The sequence below is a fragment of the Methylobacterium oryzae genome (assembly GCF_036441375.1).
Taxonomy (GTDB): Bacteria; Pseudomonadota; Alphaproteobacteria; order Rhizobiales; family Beijerinckiaceae; genus Methylobacterium; species Methylobacterium oryzae_A.
This window is the reverse complement of the sequence record NZ_MLCA01000010.1, coordinates 542,426-555,002: the sequence shown is the minus strand read 5'-3', so window position 1 is coordinate 555,002 and position 12,577 is coordinate 542,426. Positions and strand designations below refer to the sequence as shown.

General features: G+C 70.1%; 11 protein-coding genes. 2 read left to right on the top strand and 9 right to left on the bottom strand.

Annotated elements, in window-relative coordinates:
- Positions 1–14: 14 nt before the first annotated feature.
- The 9 genes from MOTC310_RS21035 to gloB form a co-directional block, all read right to left on the bottom strand.
- On the bottom strand, positions 15–770 hold the full coding sequence (locus MOTC310_RS21035; RefSeq protein WP_331303171.1) for an SDR family oxidoreductase: 756 nt from the start codon (positions 768–770) through the stop codon (positions 15–17).
- Between the two features lie 7 nt (positions 771–777).
- Positions 778–2,109, bottom strand: coding sequence for a 2-oxoglutarate dehydrogenase complex dihydrolipoyllysine-residue succinyltransferase (gene odhB / locus MOTC310_RS21030; RefSeq protein ID WP_331303170.1), 1,332 nt, complete (start codon positions 2,107–2,109; stop codon positions 778–780).
- Between the two features lie 47 nt (positions 2,110–2,156).
- The gene (locus MOTC310_RS21025) at positions 2,157–2,456 is read right to left on the bottom strand and encodes a YciI family protein (protein WP_192708760.1); all 300 of its coding nucleotides are present in this window, start codon (positions 2,454–2,456) and stop codon (positions 2,157–2,159) included.
- Between the two features lie 10 nt (positions 2,457–2,466).
- Positions 2,467–5,457 (bottom strand): 2-oxoglutarate dehydrogenase E1 component, encoded by a 2,991-nt coding sequence (locus MOTC310_RS21020; protein WP_331303169.1) that lies wholly within the window; start codon positions 5,455–5,457, stop codon positions 2,467–2,469.
- A 172-nt stretch (positions 5,458–5,629) separates the two neighbouring features.
- A complete protein-coding gene (gene sucD, locus MOTC310_RS21015) occupies positions 5,630–6,514 on the bottom strand; it encodes a succinate--CoA ligase subunit alpha (protein ID WP_012317924.1) in 885 nt (294 codons plus the stop codon).
- A 2-nt stretch (positions 6,515–6,516) separates the two neighbouring features.
- On the bottom strand, positions 6,517–7,713 hold the full coding sequence (sucC, locus tag MOTC310_RS21010) for an ADP-forming succinate--CoA ligase subunit beta (RefSeq protein ID WP_331303168.1): 1,197 nt from the start codon (positions 7,711–7,713) through the stop codon (positions 6,517–6,519).
- 112 nt (positions 7,714–7,825) lie between these two features.
- A complete protein-coding gene (mdh, locus tag MOTC310_RS21005; RefSeq protein WP_331290984.1) occupies positions 7,826–8,788 on the bottom strand; it encodes a malate dehydrogenase in 963 nt (320 codons plus the stop codon).
- A 401-nt stretch (positions 8,789–9,189) separates the two neighbouring features.
- Positions 9,190–9,765: a TetR family transcriptional regulator gene (locus MOTC310_RS21000; RefSeq protein ID WP_012317921.1), complete on the bottom strand. Its 576-nt coding sequence runs from the start codon at positions 9,763–9,765 to the stop codon at positions 9,190–9,192.
- Positions 9,766–10,113: 348 nt separating this feature from the next.
- Positions 10,114–10,890 (bottom strand): hydroxyacylglutathione hydrolase, encoded by a 777-nt coding sequence (gene gloB / locus MOTC310_RS20995; RefSeq protein WP_331303167.1) that lies wholly within the window; start codon positions 10,888–10,890, stop codon positions 10,114–10,116.
- 160 nt (positions 10,891–11,050) lie between these two features.
- Here gloB and MOTC310_RS20990 point away from each other — a divergent pair, with 160 nt between their 5' ends.
- Together MOTC310_RS20990 and MOTC310_RS20985 are read left to right on the top strand one after the other, a co-directional pair.
- Positions 11,051–11,785, top strand: a complete 735-nt coding sequence (locus MOTC310_RS20990) for a class I SAM-dependent methyltransferase (RefSeq protein WP_331303166.1) — start codon at positions 11,051–11,053, stop codon at positions 11,783–11,785.
- Positions 11,786–11,790: 5 nt separating this feature from the next.
- The gene (locus tag MOTC310_RS20985; RefSeq protein ID WP_331303165.1) at positions 11,791–12,504 is read left to right on the top strand and encodes a MarC family protein; all 714 of its coding nucleotides are present in this window, start codon (positions 11,791–11,793) and stop codon (positions 12,502–12,504) included.
- Positions 12,505–12,577: the final 73 nt, after the last annotated feature.

The following is a 12,577-nucleotide window of genomic DNA, read 5'->3' as shown; positions in this document are numbered from 1 at the left end:
GATGGGGCTTGGCCTCAGCGGCCGCCGCCGATGTCGAGGATGGCGCCCGTGGTGTAGGAGGCCTCGTCCGAGAGGAGCCACACGATCGGCGCGGCGACCTCCTCGGCGGTTCCGGCCCGGCCGATCGGGACGCCGGGTCCCAGGCGCTCCACCCGGTCGGGCTCGCCGCCGCTGGCGTGGATCTCGGTGGCGATGATGCCGGGCGCCACCGCGTTGACCCGGATGCCGTCGCCGGCGACCTCGCGGGCGAGCCCGATCGTCAGCGAGTCGATGGCGCCCTTGGAGGCGGCGTAGTCGACGAACTGGCCGGGTCCGCCGAGGCGCGCCGCCACCGAGGACAGGTTGACGATGGCGCCGCCAGCGCCGCCGCGCTTGGTCGACATGCGCCGCACCGCCTCGCGGGCGCACAGGAAGCTGCCGACCACGTTGGTGGTCATCATCCGCTGCAGCCGCTCCGCGCTCATGTCGGCGACGTCCGACTTCACGTCGACCACGCCGGCATTGTTGACGAGCGCCGTCAGGCGGCCGAGCCCGTCGGCCGCCCTGAACAGGGCGAGGACGTCGGCCTCGCTGCCGACGTCGCCCTTCACGGCGAGCGCCTGGCCGCCCTTGGCCGCGATCGCGTCCACCACGTCCTGCGCCGCGGCGGCGTCCGACACGTAGTTCAGGCAGACCGCGTAGCCGCGCTCAGCCAGGAGCAGCGCCACCGCGCGGCCGATGCCGCGGCCGCCGCCGGTGACGATGGCGACCCTGTTCTCAGCGCCCGACATGACGGCCTCAGAGGTCCAGCACGAGGCGCGCCGGATCCTCCAGCGCCTCCTTGACCCGCACCAGGAAGGTCACGGCCTCCTTACCGTCGACGATGCGATGATCGTACGACAGGGCGAGGTACATCATCGGCCGCGCCTCGATCTTGCCGGCGCGGACCACCGGGCGCTCCTCGATGCGGTGCATCCCGAGGATGCCCGATTGCGGCGCGTTGAGGATCGGCGTCGACATCAGAGAGCCGTAGATGCCGCCGTTGGTGATCGTGAAGGTCCCGCCCTGCATGTCCTCGATGGAGAGCTTGCCCTCGCGGGCCTTCTTGCCGAAGCCGGCGATCTTCTTCTCGATCCCGGCGATCGACAGGTCGTCGGCGTCGCGCACCACCGGCACGACGAGGCCCTTATCGGTGCCGACCGCGATGCCGATGTGGTAGTAGTTCTTGTAGACGAGGTCCTGGCCGTCGATCTCGGCGTTGACCGCCGGCACGTCCTTGAGGGCGCCGATCACCGCCTTGGTGAAGAAGCCCATGAAGCCGAGCTTCGTGCCGTGCTTCTTCTCGAAGATGTCCTTGTACTGGCTGCGCATCGCCATCACGGCCGACATGTCGACGTCGTTGAACGTCGTCAGCATCGCCGCCGTGTCCTGCGCGTCCTTGAGGCGGCGCGCGATGGTCTGGCGCAGCTTCGTCATGCGCACGCGCTCCTCGCGCGCGGCGTCGTCCGGCGCCGAGGGGGCGCGCGGCAGGGTCGGGCGGGCCTCCCTGGCGGGCGCGGCCGGGGCCGGGCCCTTGGCGATGGCGCCGAGCATGTCGCCCTTGGTGACGCGGCCGTCCTTTCCGGAGCCGTTCACCGACGACGGGTCGACGCCCGACTCCCGGGCGAGCTTCGCCACGGCCGGGCCGTTGTCGCCGGCGGGGCGCTGCTGGGCCGCGGGGGCGGCGGCATCGCCGTGGTTGCCGTAGCCGGCTGAGGATTCCTGGGCCGGCGCCTCGGACTTCGCGGGCGCGGCGGCCTTCGGGGCCTCGCTCCGGCTCTCGGCCTTGGTCTCGGCGGCCTCCTTCGGGGCCTCCTTCGGGGCGGCCTTCTTCGCCGTGCCGCCGCCGGCACCGGCCTCGACGATCGAGCCGAGCAGGGCGCCGGGCTCGACGGTCTCGCCGTCCTTGACCAAGATCTCGCCCAGCTCGCCGGCCGCCGGCGCGTTCACCTCCAGGGTGACCTTGTCGGTCTCGAGCTCGACGATCGGCTCGTCGGCCGCGACCGCGTCGCCGGGCTTCTTGAACCAGCGGCCGATCGTGGCCTCGCTCACGGATTCGCCGAGGGTCGGGACGAGGATGTCGGTTGCCATGCTCTTCTGCCCCGCGGGGGGCCTCCTCTGGATGTCGGGCCGCGACGTCAGCGCCGCAGGATCAGGGATGGAACGGGCGAGACGGTGTACCGGAAGCCTGCCTGCGCCATCAGGACGGGATCCGCTTCGCCGAGCGCCTCGGCCTGTGCCGCGTCGGCCGCCTCGACCAAGGCGAGGCCCCAGGTGCCGCCGGGCTCGAAGACGGGCCCGACCGCGATGGCGGCTCCCGCCTCCGCCTGCTCCATCCAGTAGCCGGAATGCGCAGAGAACAGCGCCTTCTCGGCCTCCGTCGCGTCGAACGGGAAGCTCGGGCGGGGCGGTTCCAGGCGGAGCAGGAAGTAGGCCATGGCCGGACGATCAGACCGCCAGGGCCTCGTTGAGGAAGGCCTGGAGCTGCGCCTGGTGCTTCGACATCTGACCGACCGCCGTGGAGGCGGAGGCCGGACGGCCGACGTAGCGGGCGCGCTTCACCGCGGAGCCGGCCTGGCCGAGCACCCACTCGAGGTAGGGCTCGACGAAGGACCAGGCGCCCATGTTCTTGGGCTCCTCCTGGCACCAGATCACGTCGGCGTTGCGGAAGCGGGCCATCTCGTTGGCCAGCGCCTTCAGGGGGAACGGGTAGAGCTGCTCGACGCGCATCAGGTAGATGTCGTTGAGGCCGCGCTTCTCCCGCTCCTCCAGCAGGTCGTAGTAGACCTTGCCCGAGCAGAGCACGACGCGGCGGATCTTGTCGTCGCGCACCAGCTTGTTCTGCGCGCCCTCCTCCTCGGCGTCGTCCCACAGGACGCGGTGGAAGGTCGAGCCCTCGGCCAGCGCGTCGAGGTTGGAGACCGCCCGCTTGTGGCGCAGCAGCGACTTCGGCGTCATCAGCACCAGCGGCTTGCGGAAGTCGCGCTTCAGCTGCCGGCGCAGGATGTGGAAGTAGTTCGCCGGCGTCGTGACGTTGGCGACCTGCATGTTGTCCTCGGCGCAGGCCTGGAGGTAGCGCTCCAGGCGGGCGGAGGAGTGCTCGGGCCCCTGCCCCTCGTAGCCGTGCGGCAGCAGCAGCACGAGGCCGGACATGCGCAGCCACTTGCGCTCGCCGGACGCGATGAACTGGTCGATCACCACCTGGGCGCCGTTGGCGAAGTCGCCGAACTGGGCCTCCCACAGGACCAGGGCGTTGGGCTCGGCCAGGGAGTAGCCGTACTCGAAGCCGAGCACCGCCTCCTCGGAGAGCATCGAGTTGATGATCTCGATCGAGGCCTGCCCCTCGCGGATGGCGTTGAGCGGCGTGAAGCGCTGCTCGTTCTCCTGATCGATCACCACCGCGTGGCGCTGCGAGAAGGTGCCGCGCTCGACGTCCTGGCCCGAGAGGCGGACCCGGTTGCCGTCGAGGAGCGTCGCCCCGAAGGCCAGGGCCTCGGCGGTCGCCCAGTCGACGCCCGCGCCCGTCTCCACCGCCTTGGCGCGGTTGTCCATGAAGCGCTGGATCGTGCGGTGCAGGTGGAAGCCCGGCGGCACCTGGGTGATCTTGCGGGCGATCTCCTGCAGGGTCTCGGCCGGCACGGCGGTGCGGCCGCGGCGCGGATCGTCCACGTCCTCGTGCACGGCCTTCACGCCGGACCAGCGGCCGTCGAGCCAGTCGGCCTTGTTCGCCTTGTAGTTGTTGGCGACGTCGAGCTCGCTGTCGAGCATCCCGCGGAACTCGGCCTTGCGGGCGTCGAGGGCCTCCTGGGTGACGGAGCCGTTCTCGACGAGCTTGCGGCCGTAATTCTCCAGCACCGACGGGTGCTTGCGGATCCGCTGGTACATCTTCGGCTGGGTGAAGGCCGGCTCGTCGCCCTCGTTGTGGCCGAAGCGGCGGTAGCAGAGCATGTCGATCACGACCGGCTTGCCGAACTTCTGCCGGTACTCGACCGCGACCTTCGCCGCGAAGGTGACGGCCTCGGGGTCGTCGCCGTTGCAGTGGAAGATCGGCGCCTCGACCATCTTGGCGACGTCGGACGGGTACGGTGACGAGCGCGAGAAGCGCGGATCGGTGGTGAAGCCGATCTGGTTGTTGATGATGAAATGCACCGAGCCGCCGGTGCGGTGGCCCTTCAGGCCCGACAGGCCGAAGCACTCCGCCACCACGCCCTGGCCCGCGAAGGCGGCGTCGCCGTGGATCAGGAGCGGCAGCACCGTGCGGCGCTCGATGTTGGGCTTGGCCCACTGGTCCTGCTTGGCGCGGACCTTACCGAGCACCACCGGGTCGACGATCTCCAGGTGCGACGGGTTGGCGGTGAGCGACAGGTGGACGTTGTTGCCGTCGAAGGCGCGGTCCGAGGACGCGCCCAGGTGGTACTTCACGTCGCCCGAGCCCTCGACCTCGGCCGGCGAGGCCGAGCCGCCCTTGAACTCGTGGAACACTGCCCGGAAGGGCTTGGCCATGACGTTGGTGAGCACGTTGAGCCGGCCGCGATGGGCCATGCCGAGCACGATCTCGCGCACGCCGAGCGCGCCGCCGCGCTTGATGATCTGCTCCAGCGCCGGGATCATCGCCTCGCTGCCGTCGAGGCCGAAGCGCTTGGTGCCGGTGTACTTGAGGTCCAGGAACTTCTCGAAGCCCTCGGCCTCGATCAGCTTGTTGAGGATCGCGCGACGGCCCTCGGGGGTGAAGGAGATCTCCTTGTCCTTGCCCTCGATGCGCTCCTGGATCCACGCCTTCTCGGCGGGATCGGAGATGTGCATGAACTCGACGCCGAGGGTCTGGCAGTAGGTCCGCTCCAGGATGTCGACGATCTCGCGGATCGTGCCGAACTGGAGGCCCAGCACGTTGTCGAGGAAGATCGGGCGGTCCCAATCGGATTCCTCGGTGAAGCCGTAATGCTGCGGGTGCAGCTCCTCGTGGTCGCCGCGGGGCGCGAGGCCCAGCGGGTCGAGCTTGGCGTGCAGGTGACCGCGCATGCGGTAGGAGCGGATCAGCATGATCGCCCGCACCGAATCCTTCGTCGCCTGCTCCACCGAGACGCCGGTGGTGGCTGTGACGCTGTCCTGCGGCTTGCCGGGCTTCGCCTCCTTGGCGTCGCGGGCGACGATCCGGTCGCCGACCGCCTTCTCCAGGGCGCCCCAGTTGCCGTCGAGGGCCGAGACCAGCTCGCCGTTGAGCGGCACCGGCCAGTTGGGCCGCTCCCAGGAGGCGCCGGCGGCGTTCTTCTCGACGAGGGTCTCGTCCTCGCCGAGCCCCTTGAAGAAGGTCTGCCACTCCGGATCCACCGAGGACGGATTGCGGGCGTAGGCCGCCTGCAATTCCTCGATGTAGGCGGCGTTGGCGCCGTAGAGGAACGAGGTTTCGAGGAGCGCTTCGTTCACGTCCTGGCGTGCCATGGTGCGTCCATCCTGTCGCGCGGGCAGGCTGCCCTGCCCTCCGGGCTTTCCGTCAGCGCGGCGGATCACCCTCAAACCGAAACGGGGCGGGTGACCGCCCCGCCGTCATCAATCGTCACGCCCGATATGGGCGTTGCGGCCCTGCGATGGCCGCAACGCTGGCGCGCGGGCTTCAGCCCTTCAGGACCTCGACCAGGGTCGAGCCCAGCCGGGCCGGCGACGGCGACACGCGGATGCCCGCGGCCTCCATGGCGGCGATCTTGTCCTCGGCGCCGCCCTTGCCGCCCGAGATGATCGCGCCCGCATGGCCCATACGGCGGCCGGGAGGCGCCGTGCGACCGGCGATGAAGCCGACCATCGGCTTCTTGCGCCCGCGCTTGGCCTCGTCCTTGAGGAACTGGGCCGCCTCCTCCTCGGCCGAGCCGCCGATCTCGCCGATCATCACGATCGACTCGGTCTTCGGGTCGGCGAGGAACAGCTCCAGCACGTCGATGAACTCGGTGCCCTTCACCGGGTCGCCGCCGATGCCCACCGCCGTCGTCTGGCCGAGGCCGGCATTGGAGGTCTGGAACACCGCCTCGTAGGTCAGCGTGCCCGAGCGGGACACGATGCCGACCGAGCCCGGCCGGAAGATGTTGGCCGGCATGATGCCGATCTTCGATTCGCCGGCCGTGACGATGCCGGGGCAGTTCGGCCCGACGAGGCGCGACTTCGAGCCCGTCAGCGCCCGCTTCACCCGCACCATGTCGAGCACCGGGATGCCCTCCGTGATGCAGACGATCAGCGGCACCTCGGCGGCGATCGCCTCACAGATCGCGTCGGCGGCGCCGGGCGGCGGCACGTAGACCACCGAGGCCTCGGCGCCCGTGGCCTCGCGCGCCTCGGCGACGGTGTCGAAGACCGGCAGGCCGAGATGGCTGGAGCCGCCCTTACCGGGGCTCGTGCCGCCGACCATCTTGGTGCCGTAGGCGATGGCCTGCTCGGAGTGGAAGGTCCCGTTCTTGCCGGTGAAGCCCTGGCAGATGACCTTGGTGTTGGCGTCGATCATCACCGACATGATCAGGCTCCCTTCACGGCGGCGACGATCTTCTGGGCGGCGTCGTCGAGGTCGTCCGCCGGGATCACGTTGAGGCCCGAGTTGCGGATGATGGCCTTGCCCTGCTCGACGTTGGTGCCCTCGAGGCGCACCACCAGCGGCACCTGCAGGCCCACCGCCTTCACGGCCGCGATCACGCCGTTGGCGATCACGTCGCACTTCATGATCCCGCCGAAGATGTTGACGAGGATGCCCTTCACGTTCGGGTCGGCGGTGATGATCTTGAACGCCGCCGTGACCTTCTCCTCCGAGGCGCCGCCGCCGACATCGAGGAAGTTCGCCGGCTCCTCGCCGTAGAGCTTGATGATATCAAGGGTCGCCATGGCGAGGCCGGCGCCGTTGACCATGCAGCCGATCGTGCCGTCCAGCGCGATGTAGGCGAGGTCGTACTTCGACGCCTCGATCTCCTTGGCGTCCTCCTCGGTCTCGTCGCGGAGCGCGACGATGTCCGGGTGCCGGTAGAGGGCGTTCGAATCGAAGGCCATCTTGGCGTCGAGGCACTTGAGGTGCCCGTCCGCGGTGAGCACCAGCGGGTTGATCTCGAGGAGGCTCATGTCCTTGGACACGAAGGCCGCGTAGAGCTTCTCGGTCAGCGCGGCCGCTTCCTTGGCCTGGGCACCGGAGAGGCCCAGCGCCTTGGCGACGGCGCGGCCGTGATGGGGCATGACGCCGGTGGCCGGATCGACCGCGATGGTGTGGATCTTCTCGGGCGTGTCGTGGGCGACCGCCTCGATGTCCATGCCGCCCTCGGTGGAGACCACGAAGGCGACGCCGCCCGTGGCGCGGTCGACCAGCATCGAGAGATAGAATTCCTCGGCGATCTGGGCGCCTTCCTCGATGTATAGGCGGTTGACCTGCTTGCCGGCCGGGCCGGTCTGGATCGTCACCAGCGTCTCGCCGAGCATCTCGCCGGCATACTGCTTCACCTCGTCGATCGACTTGGTGACGCGCACGCCGCCCTTGGCGCCCTCGGGCGCGCCCTTGAAGGTGCCCTTGCCGCGGCCGCCCGCGTGGATCTGGCTCTTGACGACCCAGACGGGGCCGCCGAGCTCCTTGGCGGCGGCTTCAGCCTCCGACGGATTGAAGATGGCCACGCCGCGGGAGACGGGCAGGCCGAACTCCTTCAGCACGGCCTTGGCCTGATATTCGTGGATATTCATCGGAGCCTCGTAGGGAGGAGCGAATAGGTGGCAGCGGGCGGCGCGTAGAGAAATCGAGCGATTGGGATTCGAATCTCCGAACGCTACGCGCTGCCCGGTCTCCGCTTACCGGTCAGGCGAGGTTGCTGTCGACGCCCTTGCAGGCCTCGATCAGGCCGGTCACCGAGGCGACCGACTTGTCGAACATGGCCTTCTCGGCTGCGTCGAAGGTCACCTCGAGCACGCGCTCGACGCCGTTCGCGCCGATCACGATCGGCACGCCGATGAACATGCCCTTCACGCCGTACTCGCCGTCGAGGTAGGCGGCGCAGGGCAGGACCCGCTTCTTGTCACGCAGGTAGCTCTCGGCCATGGCGATGGCGGAGGCGGCGGGGGCGTAGAAGGCGGAGCCGGTCTTGAGCAGGTTGACGATCTCGCCGCCGCCCTTGCGGGTGCGATCGACCATGGCGTCGAGCTTCTCCTGGGTGGTCCAGCCGAGCTTGACGAGGTCGGTCAGCGGCACGCCGGCCACCGTGGAGTAGCGGGTCAGCGGGACCATGTCGTCGCCGTGGCCGCCGAGCACGAAGGCCGTGACGTCCTCCACCGAGACCTTGAACTCCTCCGCGAGGAAGTGGCGGAAGCGGGCCGAGTCGAGCACGCCGGCCATGCCGACGATCTTGTTGGTGGGGAGCCCCGAGAACTTCTGCAGCGCCCAGACCATCGCGTCGAGCGGGTTGGTGATGCAGATCACGAAGGCGTCCGGCGCGTGGGTCTTGATGCCCTCGCCCACCGCCTGCATGACCTTCAGGTTGATGCCGATCAGGTCGTCGCGGCTCATGCCGGGCTTGCGCGGCACGCCGGCGGTGACGATCACCACGTCGGCACCCTTGATCGCCGCGTAGTCGCTGGCGCCCGCGTAGGTCGCGTCGAAGCCCTCGACCGGGGCGGCCTCGGCGATGTCGAGGGCCTTGCCCTGCGGCACGCCGTCGACGATGTCGAACAGGACCACGTCCCCGAGATCCTTGAGGCCCGCGAGAAGTGCCAGGGTGCCGCCGATCTGGCCTGCACCGATGAGGGCGATCTTGTTGCGAGCCATGTCGGATTCGTCTCCGCTGCGTGTCGACTTCAAGGGTCTTCCGCGGGGACCGGGACTCCTCGCCCACGCGGGTTCGAGGCCGGATTCGCCGCTCTGGAAATCTGCGCGGCTGTGTGGCCGAAAAGCACCGCCGCTTCAACCCGACGCGCGGCCCGCAGGGCCCCCCTCTTCCGGGTGGGGTGGCCAGGGGGGCACGGGACGTCGCCGGAGAAACGCCTGCGTCGCGAAGGTTTTAGGTGCAGTGCACGCGCCGCCGCCGAACCCGCGAATGTCCGATGACAGATCCGAAAAGCTGTCATTTCGGGTTCGCGGCGCGCCTCCCACATCGTGCCGGCCGGGGACGCAAAAGGCCCGGACACGGGGTCCGGGCCTGGGAAGATGTCGCGCTGCTGCGGCCGACTTCAGAGGATGCCGGAGCGCAGAACCCGCTGAATCGCGTGGATGACGGCCCCGAAGCGGGCCTCGATCAGGTCGCGCGGCACTTCGGCATCGTGCTGGATCGCCAGGGGATGCGTGAAGCGGTAGCTCGCGTCGAAGATGTAGGCGATCGCCCGCTCCCGATCCCGGGCCGAGAAGATCCCGGAAGTGATCCCTTCCTCGACCACGCGCTCGACGAGGCTGCGCAGGCGAACGCGATGCCGCCGGGCAATCGGCCGGGCCGACACGGTGGCGTCGAGATGGACCGCGAACAGGTTCGGCTCGTCGAACAGGGCGTCCCGCTGGACCGTCGCGAGGGCGGTCAGGAGGCGCTCGATCTTATCGTCGGCGGGATCGGGCGCGTCGGCGATGCCGGCGAGCCGGGCTTCGACCTCGCGCAACCAGCGGCCCGCCACCGCGTCGAGGAGCGCGTCCTTCGACGGGAAGTAGCGATACACGTTGGCATGCGTCATGCCGGCCTCGGCGGCGACGGCCACGACGGTCACCCGCTTGGGCCCGAGCCGCGAGAGATGCTCGGTGGCGATCCCGAGCAGCCGCACGTCTGCCGCGACCGGGGCCCGCGGGCGCGCGGGACTGGCCGCGTCACCGTTCTCGCGGAGTGCGCCGGATTCGGCGTCGGCGACGGAGATCTTGGCCTTGGCGCTGAGCGCCTCCTCCTTGGACCCGTCGGACTCTGGCTTGAGAAAAGGAAGCGGAAGGCGGGAAGTGGACAGGTGGTAGGGCGAGACGGACCCCCATCATACCGGCTGAAGCGTCCCGGCGCTTCGCGTTGACGTTACGGCTTCCCCCCGGGAGCCCGGTTACCTGAGCGGATTATGACCGCTTAAACACCCCTATGTGTCAGTTTGGCTTGAGAAGGCAACAAATTTTTCTCGTTATCACCTGCGTCAGAAGCGGTTCTTCCACGCCCGTAAGGCGACGAACACCGACTCGGGATCGCTTTCCGGCGGTAGGTTGACGGACTTCGCGAGGGCGGGCTGCCCGCTGCGCAAGAACGGGTTGGTCGCGCGCTCCGCCGCCATGGTCGAGGGGACGAGGAAGCGGCCCTCCGCCTGGGCACGCTCGGCCTCGGCCAAGCGGGCCTTCAGGTCCGCATTGTCCGGATCGGCCGCCAGGGCGAAACGCGCGTTGGAGAGTACGTAGTCGTGCCCGCTGAAGACCTGCGTCGCGTCCGGCAGGTCGTCGAAGCGCCGCAACGAGCGGTAGAGGGTCTCGGGCGGGCTCTCCATCACCCGCCCGCAGCCCAGGGTGAACAGGGTGTCGCCGGCGCAGACGAGGCCGGCCTGCGCGAACCAGTAGGTCACGTGGTCGGCACAGTGGCCCGGCGTCTCCCAGACCTGCGCCTCGAGGCGGCCGACCGCGACCGTGTCGCCCTCCCGGACCGTCGCGTCGACCTGCGGGACCGCGTCGCCGGCCCTCGCGGGGGCGACCACCCGGGCGCCGGTCGCCCGCTTCACCTCCGGAATGCCCTCGACGTGGTCGCCGTGCCGGTGCGTCACGAGGATGTCGGTGAGCCGCCAGCCCGTCTCGTCGAGGGCCCTGAGGACCGGCCCGGCTTCCGGCACGTCGATCGCCGCGCAGGCGCCGGTCTGCGGATCGCGGATCAGCACGCCGATATTGTCGCTGCGGCAGAGGAAGGTGCGAATCTCGGTCTCGGCGGCCATCGGACGGGGTCTCCCAGGAACGCGGACGGGCACAAGGCGGCGCGAAATCTGTTGCCGTGAACAGGTGATGGCCCGGCCGGGTTCCTCCGGCGCTTGCCGCGCGGCGCGCGGCTCACCATTGGTTACGTCGACCGTTCCGTCCGCGATCTCCTGTTCTCCCATGCGTCTCGACGTCAACGGCTTGCGGGCCTTCTACGCCAGCCCTCTGGGCCGCACGACGCACCGCGTGGTCGGCCGCGCGCTCCACGACTTCCTTGGCTCGGTCTCGGGGCTGCGCGTTCTCGGGATCGGCTACGCGACGCCGTATCTCGGGCCGGTCCACTGCATCGCCGAGCGCACCCTCGCCTTCATGCCGGCCACGCAGGGCGTGGTGAACTGGCCGGGCACCGGGCGCTCCTGCGCGGCGCTCGCCGATCCCACCATGATGCCGCTGCCGGAGGCCGCCATCGACCGGGTCATCCTGGTCCACGCCCTCGAATCGGTGGAGAGCCCGACGGAGCTGCTGCAGGAGGTCTGGCGGACGCTCACGCCGGGCGGCCGCATGATCCTCGTGGTGCCGAACCGCCGGGGCGTCTGGGCGCGCCGCGAGGCGACGCCGTTCGGCCACGGCCAGCCCTACAGCCGCTCGCAGCTCGGGCGGCTCATGCGCGACACGCTGTTCTCGCCGGTGAGCTGGGCCGAGACGCTGTACATGCCGCCGGCCCGCTCGCGCCTGATGCTGCGCACCGGACCCGCCTGGGAGTGGCTCGGCACCGGCCTGTCCCTGCCCTTCGCGGGCCTGCACGTGGTCCACGCGACGAAGCAGCTCTACCGGCCGGTGGCCGTCCAGCAGGTGCGGCGCGCCCGCCGCCTCGCGCCGGCCCGGGTCCTGGTGCCGGCCCCCTCCCCGGGCTGACCCCGATGAGCCTCGATTTCACGACCCAGCAGTTCCTGCTCGCCCTGTCGGCCCTGTTCTCGATCGTGAACCCGGTCGGGGGCGCCTTCATCTTCGCGCAGGTGGCGGGCGCCTTCAGCCACGCCGAGCGCGTGCTGCTGTCGCGCCGGATCGGCGTCTACGCCGCCCTGGTGATGCTCGGCGCCCTCTGGGCCGGCACGCCGATCCTGAACTTCTTCGGCGTCACCCTGGGCGCGCTGCGCATCGCCGGCGGCCTCGTGGTCATGTCGTCGGCCTGGACCCAGCTGAACCGGCCGGAGGCCCGCGAGGCGCGCAAGCAGGCCGAGGCCTCGGGCTCGGCGGCCCGCGGGGCGGTCCCAGCGGAGCCGCCGGGCGATCCGGCGCCCGGCCCCCTCGCCGACATCGCCTTTTTCCCCCTGACGCTCCCGTTCACCACGGGTCCGGGGACGATCGCTGTCGCCATCACCCTGGGGGCCAACCGGCCGGAAGCCTACGCGGAGCGATTCGGCTTCTACGTCGGCGTCACGCTGGCGGCCCTCGTGGTCGCCGCCACGGTCGCGGTTCTCTACGCCTCCGCCGACCGGGTGGTGGCGTTCATCGGCCCCGCCCGCGCCCGGGTGATGGGCCGCCTCTTCGCCTTCCTGCTCCTGTGCGTCGGCACGCAGATCCTGGTGAACGGCCTCATCGACGTGTTCGCGCCCATCGCCGCGGCCCGGTGAGGTCCGGGTAACCGCCGGACACGGCCGGGCGACCCCCGCGTGCCAGGGTAAGTCTGCGGGTTCCGGCACCGTC

Bases quoted from the DNA above. Each gene is read 5' to 3' on its own strand.
- MOTC310_RS21035 (WP_331303171.1), bottom strand. From the start codon at position 770: ATGTCGGGCGCTGAGAACAGGGTCGCCATCGTCACCGGCGGCGGCCGC.
- odhB (WP_331303170.1), bottom strand. From the start codon at position 2,109: ATGGCAACCGACATCCTCGTCCCGACCCTCGGCGAATCCGTGAGCGAG.
- MOTC310_RS21025 (WP_192708760.1), bottom strand. From the start codon at position 2,456: ATGGCCTACTTCCTGCTCCGCCTGGAACCGCCCCGCCCGAGCTTCCCG.
- MOTC310_RS21020 (WP_331303169.1), bottom strand. From the start codon at position 5,457: ATGGCACGCCAGGACGTGAACGAAGCGCTCCTCGAAACCTCGTTCCTC.
- sucD (WP_012317924.1), bottom strand. From the start codon at position 6,514: ATGTCGGTGATGATCGACGCCAACACCAAGGTCATCTGCCAGGGCTTC.
- sucC (WP_331303168.1), bottom strand. From the start codon at position 7,713: ATGAATATCCACGAATATCAGGCCAAGGCCGTGCTGAAGGAGTTCGGC.
- mdh (WP_331290984.1), bottom strand. From the start codon at position 8,788: ATGGCTCGCAACAAGATCGCCCTCATCGGTGCAGGCCAGATCGGCGGC.
- gloB (WP_331303167.1), bottom strand. From the start codon at position 10,890: ATGGCCGCCGAGACCGAGATTCGCACCTTCCTCTGCCGCAGCGACAAT.
- MOTC310_RS20990 (WP_331303166.1), top strand. From the start codon at position 11,051: ATGCGTCTCGACGTCAACGGCTTGCGGGCCTTCTACGCCAGCCCTCTG.
- MOTC310_RS20985 (WP_331303165.1), top strand. From the start codon at position 11,791: ATGAGCCTCGATTTCACGACCCAGCAGTTCCTGCTCGCCCTGTCGGCC.